Below are 25,859 nucleotides of genomic sequence, written 5' to 3'. Positions count from 1 at the left end.
CCTATTTAACAGCACCTGATCTATGTTCTTTCTTCTTTTGCGGGGATTGATGTTGTTCCTTTGAATTCCGGCGATTAAAATCCGAAATCAATTTATAATAGGCGTTGGCCATCATCCAAACGCTTTCCCGTTCATCTTCAAAAAAGTCTATATTGTAGCCATCAAAATTTTGATTTAGCGTTTTCAGATAATCTTTCAAGACAATCGATCCTCCGCCGACAAAATAGCAGATTTCCGTTTGCGAGTTTTTCTGCCATACGTTACGTAGGTGACGGTATTGCTTTTTCGCAAGTTCTCCTAAAATCCGGTCGATGATATCATGGACGCTTGTCCGGCTTCCGCGAACCATAATATGATTACGGTCGTTTTTCTTCGTGATGATTTCAACGACATCGCGTCTGCTATCCAACTCGACACCGTGTTTTTTTCTGATTTCTTCACGAATAGATTCAAGAGCCTCAGCTACTCCAAGATTGAATCCTTGCGCCTTATCATCGTCAACTTTACGGTTTTTAATGACCGCGATATCTGTCGATAGTCCGCCAATATCTTGAATGAGAATTCTTCTGTCTATTAATTCACGGTTAATGATATTCAAATCATTGTCCATGACTAAATTAATGTATGCGGCGAAGCCCTCTGGATAGACTTTCACTTCATCAAATTTGATATTAACCTTCATACCTTGGTATTTGGGTGTAATTAAAAATTCTACTTGGTGAACGGAACCCAGTAACTTCGAACGGTATCCAACATCTTTCCCTTCCTTAACTTCCCGAAGAGGTAGACCTGTGCCCAGCGTATAATTCGCTTCGACAACGTTATTTACTTTTTTGAACTTATCATTATTCCCTTGCTTGGCAGCATCCAATGCAAGAGCCGCAAAAAGCATTACTAATGTTTGGTCTTCCTCTGATTTACTGCTCCCCAAATCTAGTTCTGCTGGGTTATCACTTTTTGTCGCTAAATTTCCCACACGATAAATGGCATTATTGTCTTGCAGGGCAGGTGAATGGACTCTAATATGTATCCCTTCTAATGGGTTTTTTTCATCGAGTTCTTCGATTCCTATGACCGGCCGATCTTCAATGTCTTTTGCAATGACATTTGGTATATATAATTCAGACTCTAGCTTTCCAAAAATAGCTTTAATTGCATCATTTCCTACGTCTACTGCTGCGATTCTAGAACTCATCTAAAAACATCCCCTTTTATAAAAAAATTTAGGTGGAGCACTCTATTAAGCATAGAAAAGGTTTCTATAATAGTCAATCCATCATAAGTTGTAGCTTTATTTGTCGAATTGTATTCATTTTTGTGTACATTAGGAACAAATATGTACACACGTTATATATAACCATGTGTACTCATTTGTAAACCTGTTTACTTTTTCGTGTACAAACCATCTACTTTTGTTTACTTGCATACATAATTGTAAACAAGTAAAATAACTAACTTTTATAAATCTTCTTCTTATAAAAGCAAGCGTATATATAAAAGAAAATTTTGGGAGCGGTAATAAATGGAGATATTAAAAATGACCGAAAAAATACAGAACTCCCCCAATATCCGGAGCCATATTGGCGCAGTACTTTATCTTTCCTTCGTTTTCTAAGCTAGAAACGGATATAACAGCTGATGTCTTAATTGTTGCTGAAGGAATTTCTGGTATCACCTCAGCCTATCTATTAGCCAAGCAAGGTGTGAAAGCCACACTCATTGAGGCAGGCGAAATACTTAATAGAACAACTGGCCAGACAATCGCAAAAATCACGGCCCATCATGGCTTGATTTACGACCAGTTGATTACTGACCACGGTGAGGAAAAGGCTAGACTATGAAGCCAACACTGAAGGAATGGGGCTTATCAAAGGATTGATAGAAGAACATTCTATTGAATGTACAAGATGTTTAGTTTACGCAAATACTAATGTTTGGTCTTCCTCTGATTTACTGCTCCCCAAATCTAGTTCTGTTGGGTTATCACTTTTTGTCGCTAAATTCCCACACGATAAATGGCATTATTGTCTTTTAGTGCTGGTGAATGGACTCTAATATGTATCCCTTCCAATGTTTTTTGCAATGACATTTGGTATATATAGTTCACAGACTCTAGCTTTCCAAAAATAGCTTTAATTGCATCCTTTCCTACGTCTGCTGCTGCGATTCTAGAACTCATCTAAAAACATCTTCTTTTTCATAAAAAATTTAGGTGGAGCACTCTATTAAGCATAGAAAAGGTGTTTCTATACTAGTCAATCCTTCATAAATTGTAGCCTTATTTGTCTAATTGTATACATTTTCGTATACATCAGGAACAAATATGTACACACCATATATATAGCCATGTGTACTCATTTGTAAACATGTTTACTTATTTGTGTACAAACCATCTACTTTTGTTTACATGTATACAATATTGTAAACAAGCACAAAAACTAACTTTTAATAGTCTTCTTCTTATAAAAATAAGCGTAAAAAAAGAGAATTTGGGCATGGTAATAAATGGACAAACCACTAATGAAACGTATGGAGGTATTCAAATGACCGAAAAAAATACAGAACTTCCTCAATATCCGGAGCCATACTGGCGCAGTACTTTATCCTTTCCTTCGTTTTCTAAGCTAGAAACAGATATAACAACTGATGTCTTAATTGTTGGTGGAGGAATTACGGGTATCACTTCAGCTTATCTATTAGCCAAGCAAGGTGTGAAAGTCACACTCATTGAGGCAAGCGAGATACTTAATGGAACAACTGGCCATACAACCGCAAAAATCACGGCCCAGCACGGCTTGATTTACAACCAGTTGATTACTGATCACGGTGAGGAGAAGGCCAGACTTTACTATCAGGCCAACACTGAAGGAATGGAGCTTATCAAAGGATTGATAGAAGAACATTCTATTGAATGCAATTTGAATGTTCAAGATGCTTATGTATACGCAAATACCGATGAATATAAAAGTAAAATCCAAGAGGAACTAAAGGCCTATCAAAAACTTGGCATTCGAGGAGATTATGCAGAAAAGATCCCTTTCTCTATTCCATGTAAAGCTGCTGTGATTATGAAGGACCAAGCCCAGTTTCATCCATTAAAATATTTAACAGCCCTCATCCCCCCTATTCTGGAAGCTGGAGGGAATATCTATGAACGTACAACGGCTATGAAAATTGAAGACGGCAAGCCACCAACCGTTATAACTGAAACGGGGCATACAATCAAAAGCAACCATATAATAGTTGCCTCTCACTTCCCATTTAATGATGAAATGGGATTATACTTTGCTCGTACTCATATAAAAAGATCCTATGTTCTTGGAATTAAGACCGAACAGGAATACCCCGGTGGTATGTATTACAGCGCTGACAACCCTACCCGTTCCCTTCGTTATACAGAGGACAATGGGGAAAAACTTATACTTGTAGGCGGGGAAGGCCATAAAACCGGTCAGGGTATCTCGACAATTGAACATTATGAAGCCTTACAGGACTTTAGTTCCCAATATTTCAATGTAAAAGATATTCCTTATCGCTGGTCAGCACAAGATATTGTGACACCAGATAATCTGCCATTCGTCGGCCCAGTAACATCTAATCATCCAAACGTTCTCATTGCAACCGGCTATGCGAAATGGGGTATGACGAATGGATCAATTGCTGCAAAAATCTTAACTGATCATATTCTGCAAAAGGACAACCGATATGCAGATCTATATAATCCAGCCCGTATAAAAGGAATGAAAAATATAGTCGAAGACAACGCTGATGTAGCGAAGCATTTGATTAAAAGTAAATTGGCAGTTATTCATAAAACGCCAGAAGATTTAGGGATAGATGAAGGTGCCATCGTCAAGGTAAATGGAGATAAAGCCGGGTGTTACCGAGATCATGAAGGCCAGCTTCATATTGTAGATTCCACATGCACTCATATGGGTTGTGAGGTGGCGTGGAATAGCGGCGATCGCACCTGGGACTGTCCATGTCATGCTTCTCGTTACTCTATCACTGGTGAAGTATTAAATGGCCCTGCTGTCGAGCCGCTTAAAAAGATTCAATAGAGCTTTGCGAGATTGTTATCTAAAAGTCGACTAGGTCTGCTGTTTTCCTTATACTGAAGTTACTGCACTATCAAAGGTTGCAAATAACTCTAAAAAGGACTGAATTAAACATGAACGGTCAAAATCGAAAAGATATTACTCCAGGTACCTCTGTGGACATTGTTCTTAAAGCAGATCAACGCAGCGGAAAGCTAACACGTGGAACAGTAAAAGATATTTTAACCAACTCCAGCAGCCACCCGCATGGAATTAAAGTAAGATTGACAGATGGCCAGGTTGGCAGGGTTCAAGTCATTCATAAATAAAACGCACTCGGTTTTAGGCCGAGTGTTTTTTTGTATCTTTTTTTAAGCTAAAACAGATTAAAAAACATTCTGTTAGACATCCCTTTTTTCTTTAAATGTGCCGAAAGAATTAATAGCAGCCGGGATATTTCATATTTCAATCATGTTTCCCCCTAATACTTCGTACAATAGGGTTGAGATTATCTCTTTAAAAAGGTTGGTGTCAAAATGAATCAAGAATTTATTGTTCCTGACCGGGATTATCAACATAGCAGGAATCATACTTTGAAAGTTTCCGGTTCAGAAACGCTCCAGGCTGCTCCTGACCAAGCCGTAATCACCCTTGGAGTTATATCCGAGGATGTGGACCCTCAGGTAGCTCAGCAGGCCAATTCTCAGGCAATAGCGAAAGTCATTGCATCTCTTAGATCCATTGGCATTCCAGAAGAGCAATTAAAAACAAGTGATTACAGAATTGATCCACAATATGATTATATCGAAGGAAAAGAATTGTTTAAAAACTATAAAGTCCAGCACATTATCCAGGCCAAAACGACTGACATTGAAAAAATAGGCAGCATAATCGACACAGCAGTCAGAAGTGGTGCCAATTCCATTACAAGCATTCGCTTTTCCTTATCCAATCCAGAAGCTTACTATAACCAGGCACTTTCGCTTGCTTTAAAAAATGCATACGAAAAGGCCCTTTCCATGGCTCGAACGTTAGGAATCTCATTGAATCCAGTCCCTAATCAGGTTGAGGAACTCTCAGAAACTTCGCCACCCGCCCTTTTCCAAACCAGTTCCTATACAAAAATGGCCTCTACCCCTATTCAGCCTGGAGAATTAAACATCACGGCCTCAGTAAGGGTAGAATATACGTATTAATCATTACTTATTCAATACAAAAACCCCCCTTCAGCAAATTTCAATACCAAATGGGGGGCTCTTATTAAAAGACTACTGTTTTATTTTCATGAACAAGTACACGGTCCTCCAAATGCCATTTAACAGCACGGGCAAGTACCCTGCGTTCAGCTGAACGACCGACTTTCTTCATATCTTCTGCAGAATCACGGTGATCGACACGTTCAATATCCTGCTCGATAATTGGACCCTCATCCAAATCGTTTGTTACATAATGCGAAGTTGCCCCAATCAGCTTAACACCTCGATTATAAGCTCTTTCATAAGGTCGGGCCCCGATGAACGCAGGTAAAAACGAATGGTGGATATTGATGATTTTATTCGGATGTGCAGCCACAAAATCAGGCGTCAATATCTGCATATATCTTGCTAGTACAATTAGGTCGACATTAAATTCTTCCAGAAGTTTAAGCTGTTGTGCTTCCACTTCCTTACGTATGTCCTTATTAGCAGGAATATAATAAAAAGGAATGTTCATGGATTCGACAATTTGCCTCGTATCTTCATGATTACTGATGACAAGCGCAATATCAGCCAATAGATCCCCGCTTTGCCACTCCCATAGCAATTCCAGAAGGCAATGTGGCTCCTTAGAAACGAAGATTGCCGTCCTCTTTAAATCACTCACATAGTTAAATGTCCATTGCATCGAAAATTTTGTCGAAATTTCTTGAAAGGCTACTTCCATATCCAAAGCCTTTTCCTTTAAGCCCGGGCAATCAAATTCTATCCTGGTAAAAAAGGTGCCGCCCTCTGGGTTCATGGAATACTGGCTCAATTCAACAATATTAGCTCCATGTTCTTTAAGGAATGCCGTAACCGTCGCAACAATTCCTGGTTGGTCCGGACATTTTATAATTAAACGACCTCTATCTTGATTTTTCACACGAAATTCCTGTAACTGTTCTTGCACAAAGTTGCTCACTATTTTCCCAACTGCCCTTCTGCTATTTTGCTATATATTATACTTCAACACATAGGCAAAGTTAAAGTCAGTCTATTCAGAAAAACCCTGCCTGAAGCTAACTTGCCCCCTTAACTTTTAGAATAATTGTGTTTTTTTACAAAAAAAGGTAACAAAAGAAGGCTCATTATCCTTCTTTTGTTACCTTTTTTAAAAGCTCTTTTTCGTTGTTGTTATCTACCACAATAATGTAATCTTCTGTTCCCTTAACAGAATAGATTTTCGATCCAACTTCAAAATAATTTGATTGATTTTCTTTTGGCATTTCATCTGGTTTTGTTTTCTTTTCTACTGTACCAATCTCTTCTCCAAGCTCTTTACTCTTGTCTAGTTTATCTTCAGTTCCGTTATATTCTTTATTATTAACTATAACAATTACAGCAGAACTACCTGAGTCTGTGCTTTCTTGATTGCACCCAGTTAAAATAACTAGATAAACAATCAATAAAATAAAAAGTGCTTTTTTCATATTTGCCTCCAAAATAGAATTTTAAAATGTAATATATTTGATATTTTACCTTTTATTACTTTATCATTAAATTGAAATATTCAGAACAAATAGTATTAATTTATAAATATCGAATACTTACAACAAATACTTTCCATTAACTATATATAATTGTATAAGCAGGTCTTAGGTCTATTATGTTTTTGCATTTAGGCAATACATTATTCTTAGAATTTTGTCTCTTTTAATGAATGTATGTTAAGTGTAAATATCATACATTCAAATCTTTGATTTCATTGACCTCACGTTTATTCTCTTTATACTCAAAATAGAAGAAAAATCGTACATTCAAACCGCTGGTTGAAAAGGATTTATAGTTAAAGAAAGGTCGATGAAAGATGACTCAATCAAAAGACGTGCAGCAGTTAGAAGATATGACGGTAATTCAGTTAAAAAGGACTGAATTACCGTTTTTTACGTTTTAGAGAAATACCTAAAAAGAAGCCATTTTTACTGCATGAGTTAGATAACTATCCCAAAGAAATTAACCAATAATTAAAATTAATCCAATTCCTTCAATCCATATTAAAGGTTTACATATGGTGTGATTTCTCCATCTTTGTAATCTTTAATTATCGTTAAATCAAATGAAGTACAAATCAATATTATCCTCATTAATTTGCATATTAAAAAGGAATTAATCATTGAAAAGTCGGCCTATTCAGGGTTGACTTTTTATTGATTTGGTTTATTTTTCCTGTAAAATAAGGTTATTCACGATCTCATTAGGGTATAGACCATTCTATTAGTTTTTTTCAAAGGGGGAAATGAAATAATCATGAAATTATCAGTTAAATTCATTCTAGTATTACTGATTATTCTTGGTCTTCTGTCCGGCTGTGCTGAAAAAGATCAGCTAGAGGATGGTAGTAAGCTGATCAATAAGGACCAGTTTGTATTCGCTGCCTCAGGTGAATTCAAGCCATTTAGTTACGTTAATGATGACATGACCGTAACAGGATTTGATATTGAAGTCGGAGAAGCAATCGCGAATGAACTTGGTCTAGAACCGGTCCCAAAGCGGATTAAATTTAAGGGAATCGTCGAGGGTGTCAAAACCGGTCGGGCAGATGCCGCGGTTGCCAGTCATACAATTAATGAACAACGAAGTAAACATGTTGCTTTTTCCACCCCGTATTACTACTCAGGTCCACAAATTTTCGTCCGATCCGATAGTGATATCAAAACAGTCGAAGATTTAAAGGGAAAGGAAGTTGCCGCTTCTAAAGGATCCACATACGCAACCACAGCAGAAAAGTATACAACCAATGTAAAAACCTACGACAGTGATATCACCGCTCTTAAAGCATTAAGCGGAGGTCGTCATGATGCCGTTATTACCGACTTTGTAACCGGTAAAGAAGCGACCAAAGAAGGATTCGACATCAAAGGGCGTCAATTGATAGAACGCAGTGAGCAGGCCATAGTTCTACCGAATGATAACCCCCAGCTGCTGATACGCATTAATGAAGCACTTGAAAACCTCCGAGAAGATGGAACACTTGCAGCAATTAGCAAAAAGTACTTTGGGGAAGATATCACTACTAAACCTGAATAAAGATTGATAGAAAGGGAGTTTTTACATTGCCAAGCTTTTCTCATTTTTTTGATACATTATTTAGCTCATCGGATGTGTTTATCCGAGCCATGCTCCTCACATTGGAGCTTACGGTGGTTTCCATATTAGTAGGAATTATCATCGGGTTACTCTTCGCACTTTTAAAAATTTCTAATATAAAAATTCTTGCTTGGATTTCAGATACATACGTATTCCTGGTACGAGGAACACCGCTTATCGTACAGATATTTATTCTCTATTTTGGTATCAGCAATCTCTTCCTCCTACCAGACTTCTGGGCAGCGTCACTTGCCCTAGCCTTTCATAACGGAGCTTATATCTCTGAAATTTTACGCGGTACAATTCAATCCATTGACAAAGGCCAAATGGAAGCTGGACGTTCCCTTGGAATGAGCAATGCACTCGCATTAAGAAGAATCATCCTACCACAAGCCTTCCGACGCGCATTGCCGCCACTAGGCAACCAATTCATCATCGGACTGAAGGATTCATCACTAGCCGCCTTCATATCCATGAATGAGTTGTTTAACGTAGCCACTACGTTAGGTTCAAATAATTTTGATGAAATGACATATTTATTGATTGTAGCGGTCTACTATTTAATTCTTGTGGCATTCCTGACCATTATCGTCAATACATTTGAAAAGAAACTGTCCATTAGTGATCGATAGGGGGAATTGAAATGGAACAAAAAGAAATGATTCGCATTAGGAATTTAAATAAATCTTATGGAAACCTTCACGTGCTAAAAGATATTGATATGAAGGTATTAGATAGTGACGTTGTCTGTCTGATCGGGCCTAGCGGTTCCGGAAAAAGCACCCTGCTCCGTTGCTTGAACTACTTGGAGAAGAAAGACAGCGGACAAATCCTTATCGAAGGAACTGAAGTAGAGCCGGGTACCCACGATATTAATAAAATTCGTGAGAAAGTTGGAATGGTTTTTCAGCATTTCTATCTCTTCCCGCACATGACCGTACTCGAAAATGTTATTGAAGCACCGACTCACGTCAAAAAAATCCCAAAGGCCCAAGCCATCGAGGAAGCAAAAGCGCTACTGGCTAAAGTTGGGTTATCAGATAAAGCAGATGTCTATCCAAGCAAGCTCTCCGGTGGCCAAAAACAGCGGGTTGCGATCGCTCGAGCTCTCGCCATGAAGCCCGATATCCTACTCTTTGATGAGCCCACCTCTGCTCTCGATCCTGAACTTGTCGGTGAGGTACTAGCTACGATGAAGGAACTTGCCTTAGAAGGGATGACAATGGTAGTCGTTACCCATGAAATGAGCTTTGCCCGTGAAGTTGGGGATTGGATTGTCTTCATGCATAATGGACGGGTTGTAGAAAGTGGCCCACCAAAAGAATTTTTCTCCAATCCAAAAGAAGAGCGAACGAAGGAATTTTTACAAACAACGGTATTTTAACTATAATCCTTTATTAAGCAATGCAGGCTTGATTCCTGTATTGCTTATTTTTTATAAAAGTGATTCGATAAAACCCATCAATAGGTTTCGTTTTTTGTTTATTAAATACTAGTTAGATAGTTTCCTCACATAAATGATTAAAGTTTCAGGGATATTTCCGATCTGATTGTGCAAACTAAATACTAGATGAATTGTTTAAGAACGTATTCTAAAACCCTGATTCCGGCTCGAACATGGAAAAATATCTGTATTTATGGTATATATACAGGTAAAATTAAAAGAAGTATATAAATGAAAGAGGTCGAATTCAGTTGGAAAATAACTCTTCGAATTTTATTAAAAATATTATAAAAGATGATCTAGAGTCCGGAAAACATGATCATATTATCACCCGCTTCCCTCCTGAGCCAAACGGATATTTACATATTGGGCACGCCAAATCAATTATTTTGAATTTTGGAGTGGCTGATGAATTTAATGGTAAAACCAACCTTCGATTTGATGATACCAATCCATTGAAAGAAGATATTGAGTATGTCAATTCTATCAAGGAAGATGTGAAATGGCTCGGTTACGATTGGGATAACCTTTTTTTCGCGTCCGATTATTTTGACGAAATGTACAAAAGAGCTGTACTGCTCATCAATAAAGGACTGGCATACGTCGATGACCTGAATGCCGACCAAATCCGCGAATATCGTGGAACGTTAACAGAGCCGGGAAAAGATAGCCCGTACCGCAACAGAACAGTCGAGGAAAACCTTGAGTTATTTGAAAAGATGCGTAGCGGCGAATTCGAGAACGGTACAAAAGTACTGCGAGCAAAAATCGATATGAGCTCACCTAACATCAATCTGCGCGATCCCGTTATTTACCGAATCTCCCATACAGAACACCATAATACCGGCGACAAATGGTGCATCTACCCAATGTACGCCTTTGCCCACCCTATTGAAGATGCAATTGAAGGAGTCACACACTCCATTTGTACGCTTGAATTTGAAGATCAACGCCCGCTTTATGATTGGATTGTTGAAAACTGCGAAATGGAAAGTAAGCCACAGCAATACGAATTTGGCCGTCTAAACCTGACAAATACCGTAATGAGCAAGCGGAAACTGAAGCAACTTGTCGATGAAGCCTTTGTGGACGGCTGGGACGACCCACGTATGCCTACCGTATCCGGATTACGAAGACGCGGTTATACACCCGAAGCTATTCGTGCATTCTGCCTTGAAATAGGCGTTGCGAAAACTAGCGGTGTCGTAGACTCTCAAATGCTCGATCATTTCGTTCGAGAAGATCTAAAACTAAAGGCGCCACGGACCATGGCTATTCTAAAGCCTCTTAAAGTAGTTATCACCAACTATCCAGAAAATGAAGTTGAATGGCTGGATGCTGAGGTCAACCCAGAAGTTCCGGAGATGGGTACGCGACAAATTCCATTCTCACGTGAAATATATATCGAACAGGACGATTTCATGGAAAATCCCCCGAAAAAGTATTTCCGTCTTTTCCCGGGCAATGAAGTCCGTTTAAAACATGCTTATTTCATTAAATGTGAAGAAGTGATAAAAGACGAAGCTGGAAACGTCATTGAACTTCGCTGCACTTACGATATTGAAACAAAAAGCGGCTCTGGTTTCACTGGTCGTAAGGTGAAAGGAACACTGCACTGGGTCGAGGCTACACAAGCTGTTTCAGCAGAATTCCGTAACTACCAACCTTTAATTTTGGATAAGGAAAGTGAAGAAGAAGAAGAAAAATCATTCTTGGAGCGGGTAAACCCTGAATCCATAGAAATTTTACAAGGGTTTGTTGAGCCCAACATGAAAAATGTTAAGCCTCAGGATAAATTCCAATTCTTTAGACACGGCTATTACAATGTTGATTCAAAACTCACTGCAGCTGATCACTTGGTCTTCAACCAAATTGTTGGATTGAAGAGTTCATTCAAGTTATAAAATCACTAAAAAGAACCAGATCCCTTATTGGAATCTGGTTCTTTTTCACTCTATACACCCTTGAGTCATTTTCTTTCATATAGTTTGATTCCTTGCTTGGAAAGTGCCTGCTTAAGAGTACTGTGAGTCGAAACGTGACTAAAATCCAATCCTAGCTGAATGGACATCTGTGCTACTTCAGGACGAATTCCGGAAATTGTAGATTGAATGCCTAATAAATTAAGGGTACTTATCAATTGATAGATTTGATGAGCAACCATCGTATCTAAAAGGGTCACACCCGATAAGTCGATAAATAAGTGAGAAACATTTTTACTAATACATTTGCCTGGAGTAGTATTCAAAATCCCCTTTGCCCGAAAGGTATCAATTTCCCCGATTAATGGCAATACCGCAATAGCATCAACAATAGGAATAACTGGAGCACCTAATTCATTAATCAGTTCCTGTTGCGCTAGTAAACGTTCTTTTGTCAAAAGATAATACTGCTCAGTGAACTCATGGTTCAATTGATCAAATGCGCTATTAATAAGCCGACTCCATCGGATAATTGTCCCCTTTGAAATCCCCGCATCAACCTGGAGCATATAGCCAGCGATAAAATCCCAGTATGTTCTCCGTACTTTATTAAGCGCTTCTAACACTTCGTATATGGGCGTATCCGACTCAACCCTACTTTTCGCTACCAATGTTGCCCACTGCTCCATAGTTTCTACAAAAACAGTTTTATCCTCTAGTAAGACACTTGTCACTGTCTTGATAGTCAACGTATTCTGCTTCCTAAGAATCTCCTCAACTTCTTCATGGGTATCAACTGAATAGATGGATCCATCTTGTTTCTCTCGTAAAGCCAGCCAGTTTTCCGTAATTGTGGAAGAGTGATCAAGGATGTATCGATATAACAATTCATCTTTTATATCCATTTGTGTTCCCCTATCTCAACTAATTATTTCATTGAAAAAAGCAACAATAAATCTCCATAGCCTTCCCGCTCCATTTCATTTCTAGGAATGAATCGAAGGGCGGCAGAATTGATGCAATAGCGCGTGCCCTTAGGACCAGGACCATCCGGAAAAACGTGACCAAGATGTGAGTCAGCTTCCCTGCTGCGTACCTCCGTCCGGGTCATCCGATGGCTTAGATCCATTTTTTCATTGACGCTTGCCGACATGATCGGCTTTGTAAAGCTTGGCCACCCACATCCGCTATCATACTTATTCCGTGAACTGAAAAGGGGCTCCCCTGAAACGACATCCACATAAATGCCTTCTTCAAAGTGATTCCAATATACATTATCGAAAGGTGGCTCTGTCCCATTTTCTTGGGTGACATGAAACTGACTCTCGGTTAAAGTTTCTCTGAGATGAGCTTTATCATTAGGCCAATTTTCTTTTATAAAAGCATCGCGTCCTGAGCTTTTACGATACAATGCATAACGAAATTGATTTTTCCGATAGAATTCCTGATGGTATTCCTCGGCCTCATAAAATTCCCCTGAGGGTAAAATACCCGTAATAATAGGCTTTTTAAACCGCCCGCTCATCATTAAATTTTCCTTTGATTGCTCCGCTTCCATTTTTTGCTGATCATTTAGAAAGTAAATTATTGCCCTGTATTGCTTACCTCTATCCGAGAACTGTCCACCATCATCTGTCGGATCAATTTGCTGCCAAAATATCTCTAATAGTTCTTTATAGGCAATGATTGATGGATCAAATACCACTTGAACAGCTTCTACATGATCAGTCGTACCTGAAATCACTTGTTTGTAACTGGGATTGACTACATTACCACCTGTATAACCCGATGTTACTTTAATAATCCCATCCATATCATCAAAGGGAGCAACCATGCACCAAAAACAACCTCCTGCAAAGATAGCCGTTTCACTCTTATTCATTGTCATCTCCACTCCCTTTTCATGGCTAGTTATGCTGTTTATGTATTATATACCAGCATGCTAATCCCCTTCAATTCCCATCAAGAAATAGGAGTTTCCCAATCCGCCGAATAATAAAAGGCACTTGGGATATACCCAAGTGCCTTGAATGTTAGTCAGTATATTGATGAGCTGTCTAATCCCGTGATTTAAAGAATCACACTGACGATGATTGCTGATAGAATGCTGACAAGAGTCGCACCGTATAGCAACTTCAAGCCGAAACGAGCCACAACATTACCTTGTTTTTCATGTAGGCCTTTAACAGCACCTGCAATGATTCCGATAGATGAAAAATTCGCGAATGAAACCAAGAAAACCGAAACGATTCCTATCGTCCTATCGCTCAAGGCTGCTGATGCATCCCCTAAGCTCAGCATGGCAACAAATTCATTAGTTACTAGTTTTGTCGCCATGATTCCGCCTGCAGTCACGGTTTCTGAAATCGGTATCCCCATGATAAAAGCAAACGGTGCAAAAATATACCCCAAGATGTCTTGGAAACTGATGCCGATAATCATATCGAATAAGCTGTTAATTCCTGCAATTAGTGCAACGAAACCAATTAACATCGCGGCTACAGTGATAGCAACCTTAAATCCATCCATGATATATTCCCCAAGCATTTCGAAGAACGACTGCTTCTCTGCCCCTTCTTCAACAGGGAGAATATCATCTTCATCCGTTACCGTATAAGGGTTAATAATGGATGCAATGATAAATCCACCAAACATGTTAATAACAATAGCCGTCACAACATACTTTGGTTCAATCATAGTCATATAAGCTCCGACAATCGACATCGATACGGTTGACATGGCTGACGCACAAAGCGTATACATACGTGATGGCGGAATGGAACCGAGTTGCTTCTTCAAGGTTATGAAAACCTCGGATTGGCCGACAATTGCTGATGCTACCGCATTGTAAGATTCCAATTTCCCCATTCCATTCACCTTACTAAGCAGGTAGCCGATCCACTTCATGACGAACGGAAGGATTTTGAAGTGCTGTAAAATCCCTATTAATGCCGAGATGAATACGATAGGAAGAAGGACATTTAAAAAGAACGGCGATGCTCCTTCGTTTACAATCCCACCAAATACAAATGTAATCCCTTCATTTGCCCATTCTAATAGTTTTCCAAAACCATCGGCAATCGAATTGATTATCACTAAACCAAACTTCGTATTTAATAATAGATAAGTTAAAATAAGCTGCATGATCACCATGAGGATAATCGGTTTAACTTTGACTTTCTTTCGGTCACTGCTTGCCAACAAGGCTAGTCCAAAAACAATAAGCAACCCTAAAATTGCTATCAGAAATTTCATGTATTCTGCCTCCACTAAGGTGAATTTTAATGATCGTGCATTAATAGTAGGATACCCTCAAAAATTTTATGCAAACGTTTTCTATTTAATCCATATTACATTACTTGTACGTACATCTTCAAATTTATATATTATACTAATATTTTTTCAAGTGCAATTATTTTCTCTCTTTTTCAAAATGGGAATTTACGGGAATGCTAACTCTCCAAACATAAAGAAAAGGCTCCTTTATATAAGGAACCCTCTCTTTACATGCTTTGATTCCTATCACAAACACTAAAGACGTATAGTTTTTTGCAGAAATGTTCTTATAAAAACCTCTACTTGCTATAAACAATTAGGCAACAGTGTTCACTTATCATCTATTCATAAAACATGTAGTTTACCGTAATCTATATGTATATATAATAATTTCTTTTAAGTCTGCAGATTTTCTGGACATCACCGACGTGACTAATCCAGCTCCTCCTATGACAAGGATGATAATAGATGTGGCCAAACCACCCACCCCTTGATAAAAGTTGATAACTTTACCTGCTAAAGAGTCTCCGCCTTGAAAGCCCCCACCGCTCGGCATCTCACCTGGAGTTCCAGATCCGTTAGGCCCCCCCTGAGGAGGTGTCCCCATATTACCCTGTCCACCATTAGGGGTCGTAGCGGTAGTTGAATCATCGGTCGCTGCCGTATCGCTATCCGTTGAATCTTCTGTTATCGAGTCATCAGTTGTAGCCGAGTCAGTAGTGTTGTTGTTAGTAGGCTGGCCCATCATCCTTTGTCCTGCCATCTCCTCCTGTGTGTCACCGCCATTCACATACATCATGATGCCGAAAACTGCTTGAACAACTAAAAGGACTGAAGCAACTATCCCAATCAAAAAGTGTAACTTACTAAATTTCACCATATACAATTCTCCTTCGTAACAAAATGTATTATTTCTTATAAGGAGATTATCTAAAAAGACCCTTAATTTTTCCTTAAGTGACTGGGAAAAATAAGAGTCTTTTTTATTTCTATATTTTAATAAAAAGTATTTTAAATCTATTTCTGTTATAGGTCTTTTTAAAACCATTATTTATTTTTTTGGTTTCTAGGAAAAGTTATTTCAAAACGAGTGCTTGTATTCGGTTCACTAGTCACTTTGATAGTCCCTTGGTGGGTGTTGACAATCCATTTAGCAATAGACAGGCCTAATCCTGAACCTTCATTTGCGGAGCGAGACTGCTCAATTTGATAAAATCGATTAAAAATCTTTGGAATCTCTTCCTGGGGGATGCCTTTTCCATTATCCTCTACAGAAAGAATAATCGAAGATGAATTTTTAACGCAGGAAATGGAAATTACACCACCCTCATCCGTGAATTTCATGGCATTATCCACTAATATTACCAGTAACTGGTGTATTCTTTCTTTATCGCCAAGGAAAACAACCTGATTAGGAGCATAACTAGTAATTGTTTTTTCTTCGAAAGAAGCTATATCCGTATACTGTTCCACAATTTCCAAAAGTAAGTCATCCAGGAAAAAGTTTGCCTTTTTGACCTCCATTTGATTCGAATCCGTCCGAGTCAAGGTTAAAAGACCATTTACCAGCTTATTCAACCTCCTGACTTCTTTAGATATAATCGATATATCAACCGCTTTTTCCTCGATTGTCGCGTTCGGTGATTGAAATAGCAAATCAGCTCGCGATTGAATGACGGCAAGCGGCGTTCGAATTTCATGTGAGGCATCCGAGACAAACTGCTGCTGCTGATCCCAAGATTTCTTGACCGGGATCAGGGCCCGCCCTGCCAGAAGATAGCCTGCACCTACCGCCACTAGGCTTCCAATTCCTCCACCAACAAACAATATGAGCAACAAGCGATCGAGCATTTCCTTTTCTGTATCCACATTCCTGATGAATTGTACGGCCATCTCTCCATACTCCGTATCGACCTTGGTGGAAAGAGCCCGATACGTGTATCCATTCACCGATATTTCTTCAATCTCATCAAAAATTTCAGGGAAAAATTGTTGTTCATTGACCTTAAAAAAATGATCCTCACTCAGTCTTGGCTCAATGATCGTTTCATCCGGTCCCCAAACGATGACACTCGGTCCCGGTCCTAAGAGAAACTCACCTTGCGGACGTCCGCCTGGCATTCCTCCATTATTGAAATCCCTGTAATCCTTTTTAAGTGAATCATTGACATCCTTATAGATCTGATTTTCAGTATAGAAATAAATCGTTCTGCTTAATATGGCTATTAAGACAATAAAGACGACAGAATTCAATAATGTTAGTTGAAGCCGCGTTTTTTGGAACATAATGATCCCCTTATGGTTGTTTTAGCATATAACCAATACCCCGAACAGTTTGAATATCTTTATGATAATTGAAAGGTTCCAATTTTTTTCTAAGGTGATGGATGAACACTTCCACAATGGCAATCGTCGTATCTGAATCAAACCCCCAAATGCGGTCGAAAATCTGCTCACGGGTCAATATTTTCCCATTATTTTGAATTAGGTACTCCAATAATTCAAACTGTTTCAAGGTCATTTTAATGACCTTTCCATCAACCAAAATATCCTTTTCCTTTTCCAACAGTTCAATATTACGGTATTTCACTTGCTGCTCAAGCGATATAATGCCACTCCTTCGAAGCAGGGCACGAATCCTGGCCTTAAGTTCCGGTGCCTGAAACGGCTTGACTAAATAATCATCGCCACCCATTTCCAATCCTCTGACACGATCCTCAAGCGCATCTTTTGCCGTCAAAAACAAGACACTTGTATCTATTTTTGCATCCCTGATTTTCCGTACGATTTCAAATCCATCGATTCCCGGAAGCATTACATCCAAAATGATGATATCGTATATACTTTGCTTGGCCATGAATAGACCATCTTCCCCATTATCTGCTGTATCGACTTCATATTCATCCGTCAAAATTTGTCGGATCGATTCTAATAATGAAACATTATCTTCTACCACCAAAACCTTCATACAGGGTACCTCCCAACCGCTTCAATTGTGATATATGTTGATTTTATCCTTTTTCATATGCAAAAGAAAGCGGGCTTTTAATCGCCTGCTTTCTCTCAAATTGTATGTTCATTCGTGACGCAGTGCTTGGATTGGATTTAGCTTGGATGCCTTATTCGCAGGAAATACCCCAAAGACAACACCGATAAATATGGAGAATAGGAAGGCCATCATGGTCACCGACCACGAATAACTGATTGTTAAGCTTGAAACAACTGAAACCAATTTAGCGATTCCAAGCCCAATTCCTACTCCTAATAACCCACCTAAGCAGCTCAAGACAACCGCTTCAATTAAAAATTGAAGTAGAATGGATTTCCTGTTCGCCCCAATAGCCTTTCTGATTCCAATCTCTTTCGTCCGTTCTGAAACGGATACCAGCATTATATTCATAATTCCAATTCCACCTACAAGTAATGAAATACTTGCGATACCACCAAGCATGAGCGTAAACGTATCTGACACCGAGCTCATTGTATCCATTAAATCCTCTTGATTGGACACGGAATAGTTATCACTCTGGCCTGGGAATAATGTCGTCATTGTACCTTGTACTTGATACATCGCACGCTCTACAATATTCTCGTTCTCTGCTTTTAAATACACTGTTCCGATGGTCGTGCTACTCGTAGCACGCTTTGCAGTTGTGATTGGCGCAATGATTACATCATCACCACTTGATCCCATCGAGGTACCTACTGATTTCAACACGCCGATTACTCGATAGGAAACACCGCCAATAAGAACGTTTTGATCCACCGCTTTTTGATTTTCAAAAAGCGTGTCAGCCGTATCAGACCCTAAGACAACCACCTTAGAGCGTAATTCTGTTTCCATATCCGTTAAAAAACGGCCTTGGCTAAGCTCTAAATCCCTCACTGAAATATAGGAGGACGTCGTACCGGTCATTGAAACCTGTGTAGAATTTTCACCGTTTTTAGCATAAACACGGCCTGTGACCACAGGTGCAACTTCTGATATCCCGCTCAGGTCTTTAAACTGTTCAATTGTGTCATCCGTCAGCTCTACAGAATCTGTATCTGAGACACTGACCGTTAACAGGTTAGTCCCCAAGCTATTGATCTCCTCCTGAACGGACTGTGAAGATCCCTGCCCAATCGAAACAAGAACAATCACGGAGGCCACTCCAATAATAATTCCAAGCATAGTTAAAAAAGCACGGACTTTATTGGCTTTAATACTGCGTATAGCCATCTTCATTGATTCGCTCAGACTCAATCCAATCACCTCCGTTTTCAAATAACTGACCATCATGTATCCGAACGACCCGTGTTGCCTCTTTTGCAACTTCCAAGTCATGGGTAATCAAAATGATTGTTTGTCCCTTTTCATTAAGATTCTTCAGCATTTGCAGTACTTCCTTACTTGTTTTACTATCAAGAGCTCCCGTCGGCTCATCTGCCAATAAAACAGGAGGGTTACCTGCAAGGGCACGGGCAATCGCAACCCTTTGCTGCTGTCCACCTGAAAGTTGGGTTGGTAAATGGTTCATCCGGTCATTGAGGCCGACCTTATCTAGACAGGCATTGGCAACTTCTTTTCTTTCCTTTACACTTACACCTCGGTAAACAAGGGGAAGTTCGACATTTTCCAGCGCCGTCAATTTCGCTAACAGGTTAAAGTTTTGAAAGATAAAGCCAATTTTTATGTTTCGAATGGCGGCTAGCTCATTATCTTTCATCTTTTCTACTTCTTTTCCATCCAAAAGATATTCACCTGTGTCGGGCTTGTCGAGACAGCCAATCATATTCATAAACGTAGATTTCCCTGAACCAGAGGGTCCAATGATAGAAACGAAATCCCCTTTATTTATTGTAAGACATACTTCTTGCAGCGCCTTGACGGTTTCACCGCCCAATTCATACGATTTGGACATGTTTTTAATTTCAATGATGGGTGTCGTCATGTTACTGACCTCCCCTGCCGCCGCTTGGCATTTCATTGCCGCCCGGCATTCCGCCACCGCTCGGCATTCCAATTCCACCACCGCCTTGGCCTCCTCCCATTCCACCGCCACCTGTAGAGCTTTCATTGGAAATGGTAATAGGCAAGGAAACATACTGACCTTCTTCAAGTCCAGATGTTATTTCGATATACTTATCATTACTAATACCCGTCTTAACCACTGTCTTTGTAGTATTAGTTGTTGCATCTTCTGTTGAAGCGGATTGTTGGATATTCACATACTTCTCTTCTCCATCGATTTGGACTGCTTCAATTGGAACATAAAGAACATCTTTTACACTATTCGTCACAATACTCACTTCTGTCGACATCCCAATTTTTATATCTCCTGGTTTGTCAATTTTAATCGTTACATCGAAAGAAGAAACACCATTCTCATATGTACCTTCTTTTGCTACACTTGTTACTTTCCCTGTGAATGTTTCATCTTCAAAAGCACTAGCTGTAATTTCAACTGTTTGTCCTTTCTTAACACTTGAAACATCTAATTCATCAACACTGATCGTTGTTTTTAATTTTTTATAATCCGTCACATGGGCAACCACTTCACTACTTGAAACACGATCCCCTTCTTCTACATCCAACGTAGTTACTGTTCCATCAAATGGGGCAGTTATTGGGTCACTTCCATCCGTGAAGGTAATAAGTTCATCACCTTTTTCAACTATTTCATTTTTCTCTACAAGGACTTCATCGACTTCATCCGTTACGGAAGATGTGATGTCCTCGCTATTTATCGCAGCAACCGAACCGGAACCACTGATTTGAACTTCAAGGTCTCCCTTTTCAACTGTAGTTGTCATCGCCTTAGCAATAACGGGCTGACCATTGTCCTTCATAAAGAACCAAATGCATCCCCCTATAGCTACCACTAAAACTGCCCCTATCGTTATCCACTTTTTCATCATTTTGCTCCTTTCAGATTTCCTTGATTGAAATCAGTATCGTGAAAGAAGCTTAATTTTTCCTTAAGGATTGTTTTTAATTTTCATGGAAGACTGTGTTAAGCAAACGCTTCCCTTTTCATTACCTTTTTAATAATTAACACTACGTCGGACGAAAAAACATTTATTTGAAAATTTTAAATTTACAATATATTCTAATAAATATATACTATAACTGTTATCAGATACATTGAGTGATGAAAACCAAATTCATATTCAAAGGGGGAACCACATTGGCATTGAACGATTCAGGAGCAAAAGAATCTCAAGTAAGCGCCTCCACGGATTACACCCAGATTGTCCAATCACCATCATTTCAAGAACTCCTAAGAAAAAAACGCAATTTCATCGTCCCACTTTCCATTTTTTTTATGGTCTTTTATTTCACCTTACCTATCTTAACTTCCTATTCTAAAGTTCTTAACTCTTATGCCTTTGGAGCAATCAGCTGGGCTTGGATTTTTGCCTTCGCGCAATTTATCATGACATGGACCCTATGCATTCTCTACTCCAAGAAGGCTGCGACTTTTGACCAATTAGTTGAAAAAATCGTGAAAGAAGCGAAAGGGTAAAGGTGAATATACAATGAATACACTTGCTTTTATTTTATTTTTAATCATTGTTGGTTTAACATTAGTCATTACCTACTTTGCTTCACGTCGTACTAAAACAACGGCTGACTTTTATACGGCAGACAGCAGCCTTACTGGATGGCAAAATGGCTGGGCTATTGCCGGTGATTATATGTCCGCCGCTTCATTTTTAGGAATCGCTGGAATGGTCGCGCTCGCTGGATTTGATGGTTTTTTCTACAGCATCGGTTTCCTAGTCGCTTACCTGGTCGTTCTTTATATCGTGGCCGAGCCTCTTCGTAACCTTGGTAAGTACACACTTGCAGACATGATTGCTGCACGTTTTAATGAAAAGAAGGTGCGCGGTGTCGCTGCCCTGAATACCATTTCCATTTCAACCTTTTATATGATTGCACAGCTTGTCGGTGCAGGTGCCCTTATAAAGCTATTGCTTGGAATCGATTATCTATACTCCGTTATCATTGTAGGTATTTTAATGACCGTCTACGTCGTCTTTGGAGGTATGACTGCTACCAGTTGGGTACAAATCGTAAAAGCTGTTTTATTGATGGCTGGAACATTCATTATCTCGGTTATTGTACTGGCGAAATTCGACTTTAGCGTTATGGAAATGTTCAGGCAGATGAAAACAGCAACCCCTCTAGCCGGGGATTTCCTCAATCCAGGTAACAAATTTAAGGATCCATTGGATACCTTATCACTCAATTTAGCACTTGTACTCGGTACAGCTGGATTACCTCATATCCTGATTCGTTTCTTTACGGTAAAAGACGCTATCACCGCTAGAAAGTCCGTTGTATATGCAACTTGGATCATTGGAATATTTTATATCATGACCATTTTCCTTGGCTTTGGAGCAGCAGCTTTCGTTGGATATGACAAAATCATTGCCTCGAATGCGGCTGGAAATATGGCCGCTCCTTTGCTTGCCGAAGCTATTGGCGGTGACTTCTTATTCGCATTTGTGTCAGCTGTTGCTTTCGCTACCATTTTAGCGGTTGTCGCAGGTCTCGTTCTATCCGCAGCCTCTGCATTTGCCCATGACTTTTATGGCCATATTATTCGTAAAGGTCAAGCCACTGATAAAGAACAAGTGGTTGCTGCTCGTTGGGCATCGATCGGAGTATCCATTCTCTCCATCATCCTTGCTTTATTTGCTCAAAACATGAATGTAGCCTTCCTTGTGTCACTTGCCTTTGCCGTCGCTGCCAGCGCCAATCTACCAATTATTATCTTCACGGTATTCTGGAAACGTTTTAACACAACTGGAGCTGTCACAGGTATGCTCGTAGGTCTGATTAGTTCTTTATTACTTGTGTTTCTAAGCCCTAATGTCTGGTCTCCAGTAGAGAACGAGGCTATATTTGTTGGGGAACCACTATTCCCACTAGCTAACCCTGGCATCGTCTCCATCCCAATTGGTTTTATCGCTGCAATCGCCGGAACACTGTTATCCAGCAAAAAAGCTGATGCCAAAAAATATGACGAAATCGTCGTAACAGCTAACACGGGAATAAAAGATTCTATTTAAAGTTTTTTGACCTATTAAAATTTTATAGTGTAATTATGAGAAGTATAATCCTTTTATCTTCCCAACCAATATAAAAGGAGAGGCAGCTATTCCTAACTGCCTCTCCTTTTTCTGCATCTCAATTATAATTTTGTTCTCTACCTGTTTCTCGAAGATTGAAAACCCTCAGGATTAATTCTTAAAGCAATAAAAAAGAGGGATAAAGATATATCTCTTCATTCCCTCTAGTTTCTCATTCTCAATTTCCTTCTATTATATTTAGTTATCAACTGATTTATAACTTCTGCAAAGATCAGTCCCAACGCAATCGCCCCTGCCAGCATGAATGCCTTGGTAGCCAACTGAACAGCTATATTAAAATCATTTTCTACAAAATGCTTCATTGCGTCATAAGACAAACCCCCTGGTACGAGCGGGATGATTCCTGAGACATTAAAAACCGTGATTGGTGTTTTATACCTTTTAGCAAAATACTGACTGATTACTGCTACCATAAATGCAGCAGCAAGCGTTGCAATTATGCTATTTATCTCATTTTCGACCAAAAAAAAGTATAAAGCCCACCCTAGCATCCCTACACAACCGCATTGAATCAATGAATTTTTCGGTACATTAAAAATGACTCCAAAGGCGGCTGAGGCAATGAAACTTGTAATAAGCTGTGCAAACATCCTTTTTCCTCCCCTAAAATCATAAAAGAACAAATGCAACCGATATTCCTGTTCCAATGGCTAAAGCAGTTAAACCTGCATCTGCCCCCTTGGACAGACTGGAAACTAAATGCCCTGCAATTAAATCCCTGACCGCATTCGTAATTAACAGTCCTGGCACCAGCGGCATCACCGCTCCAATAATTATAGTATCCAAGTTACTACCCACACCGATTTGGACAAACAACATTGCTACTAATCCCACTACTAGTGAGGCTATAAATTCAGCAAAAAAGCGAACCTCCAATAACCAATGCAAGTAAAGCAGACAAGAAAATCCAAGTCCTCCGGCTATACAAGACCAGATAAAATCACTCCATTGCCCTTGAAACATGATTAAAAAACAACCGCTCGCAATAAAGGCAGCGAAAACCTGAACCCACAAGGGATATCCCATACCTGCCTTTTCAATTTGTTTTAATCGGGAAAAAGCTTCCTGTGGCGTCATTTCCTTACTAGAAATGCTTCGAGATATACTGTTAACAAGCGTTACCTTGTGTAAATCCGTGGACCGTTGGGAAACTCGAATTAATTTTGAGGCTGGGTGCATACCATCCAGAGAAAAAATAATCCCTGTCGGCGTTGAAAAGCTGTGTGAATCCTCGCATCCAAATGCAGCCGCAATTCTGACCATCGTATCTTCTACCCGAGAGGTTTCTCCTCCGTTTTGAAGCATTATTTTCCCCGCAAGCAAACATACATCTATAATTTCATTGTAATGTAACTGATCATTCATTATATCCTCTCCATCACTTTTAACGTACGAGCTTATATCGGGTAACAAACTTACCAGTTTAAATCCATCTCATAATAGCCCAATTTTCATGAAAAGGATATAAAAATATTTCCTCATTTAATTAATTATTTCCACCAATGTCGTTCTGACTGTCTTAGTTCCAGTATTCCCTTTATTCAATGCTAAAACCGCTTAGATAATTGAATGATTCGGTAGTTCTCTATTGTCCAATAGGAGAGGAATAGTTCGGCAACACTTTTTTCTACAATAAAAAAGGAATGCGGCACAAAACCTGCATCCCTCTTTATTGTTAGTTATTGCTGACTCTTTTATATTGTTAATTTCACCGAGTTTGAATGTACCAGTGCCCTGCACTACAAAATTGGTGCGTTGCACTGAAATTTAAGACCCCAGCATCTACCTCTATATTACTTTTTGAATAAACGCATCTACTGTTTTATTAAACAAACCACTTTCTTCTATAAAAGGGCAATGACAACTATCTTCAAAAATAACAAGTTCAGAATTCGGAATGTTCTTCTCCAAATGTACTCCTGCCGCAACAGGAATGACCTTTTCATGCCTTCCAAAGCAGAGAAGTGTAGGAACGGTAATTTCAGGCAAGAAATCACGATAGTCAACAATTGATTGATCAAATAGGATGGCACTGGCAATGGATGCCGGCATTTTCGTTACTTCCTCAAGCATCCAGTTTGCATCCCCTGCGGATAATTCATCTTTAAACATAGATGTAAGAAAGCCTTGTAAAAAGTGGGAACGATTCGTTTGAATCTCAGTCATGAAGGCAATCAATGTGTCGATATCAAAAGCCCCAATATCAAAATCGGGCCATTTAAAATCTGATGCCAATTCATCCACAATTACAGTTGAATGGACATTATCCTCGCCGAATTGCTTGAGATAATCCCATACGACGAAAGCCCCCATAGACCAGCCTACTAGTATGACATCCTTTAATCCTTGTTTATCAATGAACGCATGAAGATCTTTTGCATAAACAGAGACCGTATTTCCGTTATGAACGTGGGTTGACTGACCATGGCTTCTTAAATCAAGTAAGATAGTTCTGTACTTCTCTGAAAAGTACGGAAGCTGTCTTGTAAAGAACCGACTACTCATCCACACTCCGTGGATAAAAATAATCGGCCTCCCTTGACCCTTTTCTTCATAATATAACTGGACGTCCTTTTCAACCTCAATAAATGCCATCGTAACCCTCCTCCACAACATTTTTACAAATAATTCCTTCTTATTATTTATTGCGTTTCATCTTTTAACATTCCTTCCTATAAAAAAATATTGTCAAACTTCATTCTAGAGCTGATAA

The 25,859-nt window shown here is 39.3% G+C and carries 25 protein-coding genes and 1 pseudogene; 10 read left to right on the top strand and 16 right to left on the bottom strand.

What is annotated here, in order from left to right:
- Position 1: 1 nt before the first annotated feature.
- Entirely contained in the window at positions 2–1,195 is a 1,194-nt protein-coding gene (locus JFU24_RS16930) for a ParM/StbA family protein (protein ID WP_201250204.1), read from the bottom strand.
- Between the two features lie 385 nt (positions 1,196–1,580).
- On the opposite strand from JFU24_RS16930, the gene JFU24_RS16925 reads away from it, so the two are divergent.
- The gene (locus JFU24_RS16925) at positions 1,581–1,841 is read left to right on the top strand and encodes an FAD-binding oxidoreductase (RefSeq protein WP_201250203.1); all 261 of its coding nucleotides are present in this window, start codon (positions 1,581–1,583) and stop codon (positions 1,839–1,841) included.
- 84 nt (positions 1,842–1,925) lie between these two features.
- Here JFU24_RS16925 and JFU24_RS31370 read toward each other — a convergent pair.
- Positions 1,926–2,074 (bottom strand): annotated as a pseudogene (locus tag JFU24_RS31370) (ParM/StbA family protein); the annotation flags it as partial.
- Positions 2,075–2,543: 469 nt separating this feature from the next.
- On the opposite strand from JFU24_RS31370, the gene JFU24_RS16915 reads away from it, so the two are divergent.
- The 3 genes from JFU24_RS16915 (at position 2,544) to JFU24_RS16905 (ending at position 5,233) form a co-directional block, all read left to right on the top strand.
- Complete coding sequence (locus JFU24_RS16915) at positions 2,544–4,061, top strand: FAD-dependent oxidoreductase (protein ID WP_201222530.1); 1,518 nt, start codon at positions 2,544–2,546, stop codon at positions 4,059–4,061.
- Positions 4,062–4,171: 110 nt separating this feature from the next.
- Complete coding sequence (locus JFU24_RS16910) at positions 4,172–4,366, top strand: YwbE family protein (RefSeq protein ID WP_053348380.1); 195 nt, start codon at positions 4,172–4,174, stop codon at positions 4,364–4,366.
- Between the two features lie 207 nt (positions 4,367–4,573).
- On the top strand, positions 4,574–5,233 hold the full coding sequence (locus tag JFU24_RS16905; RefSeq protein WP_201222528.1) for an SIMPL domain-containing protein: 660 nt from the start codon (positions 4,574–4,576) through the stop codon (positions 5,231–5,233).
- 64 nt (positions 5,234–5,297) lie between these two features.
- On the opposite strand, the gene purU is transcribed toward JFU24_RS16905, so the two are convergent.
- A complete protein-coding gene (purU, locus tag JFU24_RS16900; RefSeq protein ID WP_056527664.1) occupies positions 5,298–6,197 on the bottom strand; it encodes a formyltetrahydrofolate deformylase in 900 nt (299 codons plus the stop codon).
- A 166-nt stretch (positions 6,198–6,363) separates the two neighbouring features.
- Entirely contained in the window at positions 6,364–6,705 is a 342-nt protein-coding gene (locus tag JFU24_RS16895; RefSeq protein WP_201187641.1) for a hypothetical protein, read from the bottom strand.
- An 817-nt stretch (positions 6,706–7,522) separates the two neighbouring features.
- Here JFU24_RS16895 and JFU24_RS16890 point away from each other — a divergent pair.
- The 4 genes from JFU24_RS16890 to JFU24_RS16875 all read left to right on the top strand — a co-directional run bounded on the left by JFU24_RS16890 (position 7,523) and on the right by JFU24_RS16875 (position 11,710).
- Positions 7,523–8,302 (top strand): transporter substrate-binding domain-containing protein, encoded by a 780-nt coding sequence (locus tag JFU24_RS16890; RefSeq protein ID WP_201187644.1) that lies wholly within the window; start codon positions 7,523–7,525, stop codon positions 8,300–8,302.
- A gap of 26 nt (positions 8,303–8,328) precedes the next feature.
- Positions 8,329–8,994, top strand: a complete 666-nt coding sequence (locus JFU24_RS16885) for an amino acid ABC transporter permease (protein WP_053348376.1) — start codon at positions 8,329–8,331, stop codon at positions 8,992–8,994.
- A gap of 11 nt (positions 8,995–9,005) precedes the next feature.
- Positions 9,006–9,746, top strand: coding sequence for an amino acid ABC transporter ATP-binding protein (locus tag JFU24_RS16880; RefSeq protein WP_056522118.1), 741 nt, complete (start codon positions 9,006–9,008; stop codon positions 9,744–9,746).
- Positions 9,747–10,057: 311 nt separating this feature from the next.
- A complete protein-coding gene (locus JFU24_RS16875; protein WP_057216200.1) occupies positions 10,058–11,710 on the top strand; it encodes a glutamine--tRNA ligase/YqeY domain fusion protein in 1,653 nt (550 codons plus the stop codon).
- 65 nt (positions 11,711–11,775) lie between these two features.
- Here JFU24_RS16875 and JFU24_RS16870 read toward each other — a convergent pair whose 3' ends face one another.
- The 9 genes from JFU24_RS16870 to JFU24_RS16830 form a co-directional block, all read right to left on the bottom strand.
- A complete protein-coding gene (locus tag JFU24_RS16870; RefSeq protein ID WP_201250202.1) occupies positions 11,776–12,633 on the bottom strand; it encodes an STAS domain-containing protein in 858 nt (285 codons plus the stop codon).
- A 23-nt stretch (positions 12,634–12,656) separates the two neighbouring features.
- Positions 12,657–13,616 (bottom strand): peptide-methionine (R)-S-oxide reductase MsrB, encoded by a 960-nt coding sequence (msrB, locus tag JFU24_RS16865; RefSeq protein ID WP_201187653.1) that lies wholly within the window; start codon positions 13,614–13,616, stop codon positions 12,657–12,659.
- Positions 13,617–13,798: 182 nt separating this feature from the next.
- Complete coding sequence (locus JFU24_RS16860; protein WP_201187656.1) at positions 13,799–14,983, bottom strand: NupC/NupG family nucleoside CNT transporter; 1,185 nt, start codon at positions 14,981–14,983, stop codon at positions 13,799–13,801.
- 382 nt (positions 14,984–15,365) lie between these two features.
- Entirely contained in the window at positions 15,366–15,884 is a 519-nt protein-coding gene (locus tag JFU24_RS16855; RefSeq protein ID WP_201250201.1) for a hypothetical protein, read from the bottom strand.
- Positions 15,885–16,051: 167 nt separating this feature from the next.
- Positions 16,052–17,290, bottom strand: a complete 1,239-nt coding sequence (locus JFU24_RS16850; protein ID WP_201187661.1) for a sensor histidine kinase — start codon at positions 17,288–17,290, stop codon at positions 16,052–16,054.
- Between the two features lie 10 nt (positions 17,291–17,300).
- Entirely contained in the window at positions 17,301–17,972 is a 672-nt protein-coding gene (locus tag JFU24_RS16845; RefSeq protein WP_201222520.1) for a response regulator transcription factor, read from the bottom strand.
- 108 nt (positions 17,973–18,080) lie between these two features.
- Positions 18,081–19,259: an ABC transporter permease gene (locus tag JFU24_RS16840; RefSeq protein WP_342214750.1), complete on the bottom strand. Its 1,179-nt coding sequence runs from the start codon at positions 19,257–19,259 to the stop codon at positions 18,081–18,083.
- Positions 19,207–19,938, bottom strand: coding sequence for an ABC transporter ATP-binding protein (locus JFU24_RS16835; protein ID WP_207196236.1), 732 nt, complete (start codon positions 19,936–19,938; stop codon positions 19,207–19,209). Before JFU24_RS16835 ends, JFU24_RS16840 begins: the two co-directional genes overlap by 53 nt.
- A 1-nt stretch (position 19,939) precedes the next feature.
- Positions 19,940–20,902, bottom strand: coding sequence for an efflux RND transporter periplasmic adaptor subunit (locus JFU24_RS16830; protein ID WP_201222518.1), 963 nt, complete (start codon positions 20,900–20,902; stop codon positions 19,940–19,942).
- A 335-nt stretch (positions 20,903–21,237) separates the two neighbouring features.
- Between JFU24_RS16830 and JFU24_RS16825 the strand changes: the two genes are divergently transcribed.
- Entirely contained in the window at positions 21,238–21,513 is a 276-nt protein-coding gene (locus JFU24_RS16825; protein WP_377375636.1) for a DUF485 domain-containing protein, read from the top strand.
- A 13-nt stretch (positions 21,514–21,526) separates the two neighbouring features.
- The gene (locus JFU24_RS16820; RefSeq protein ID WP_201222516.1) at positions 21,527–23,065 is read left to right on the top strand and encodes a solute symporter family protein; all 1,539 of its coding nucleotides are present in this window, start codon (positions 21,527–21,529) and stop codon (positions 23,063–23,065) included.
- A gap of 224 nt (positions 23,066–23,289) precedes the next feature.
- Here the strand turns inward: JFU24_RS16820 and JFU24_RS16815 are convergent, their stop codons facing one another.
- From JFU24_RS16815 to JFU24_RS16805, 3 genes are all read right to left on the bottom strand, one after another.
- The gene (locus JFU24_RS16815; RefSeq protein WP_201187683.1) at positions 23,290–23,736 is read right to left on the bottom strand and encodes a threonine/serine exporter family protein; all 447 of its coding nucleotides are present in this window, start codon (positions 23,734–23,736) and stop codon (positions 23,290–23,292) included.
- Positions 23,737–23,755: 19 nt separating this feature from the next.
- Entirely contained in the window at positions 23,756–24,511 is a 756-nt protein-coding gene (locus JFU24_RS16810; RefSeq protein ID WP_053348362.1) for a threonine/serine exporter family protein, read from the bottom strand.
- 423 nt (positions 24,512–24,934) lie between these two features.
- A complete protein-coding gene (locus tag JFU24_RS16805) occupies positions 24,935–25,741 on the bottom strand; it encodes an alpha/beta fold hydrolase (protein ID WP_201250200.1) in 807 nt (268 codons plus the stop codon).
- Between the last annotated feature and the right edge of the window lie 118 nt (positions 25,742–25,859).

The sequence above is a fragment of the Peribacillus sp. TH27 genome, from assembly GCF_016650915.1.
GTDB classification, from domain to species: domain Bacteria; phylum Bacillota; class Bacilli; order Bacillales; family DSM-1321; genus Peribacillus; species Peribacillus butanolivorans.
Note: the sequence above shows the minus strand (reverse complement) of the source record. Positions and strands in the feature narration are given on the sequence as shown.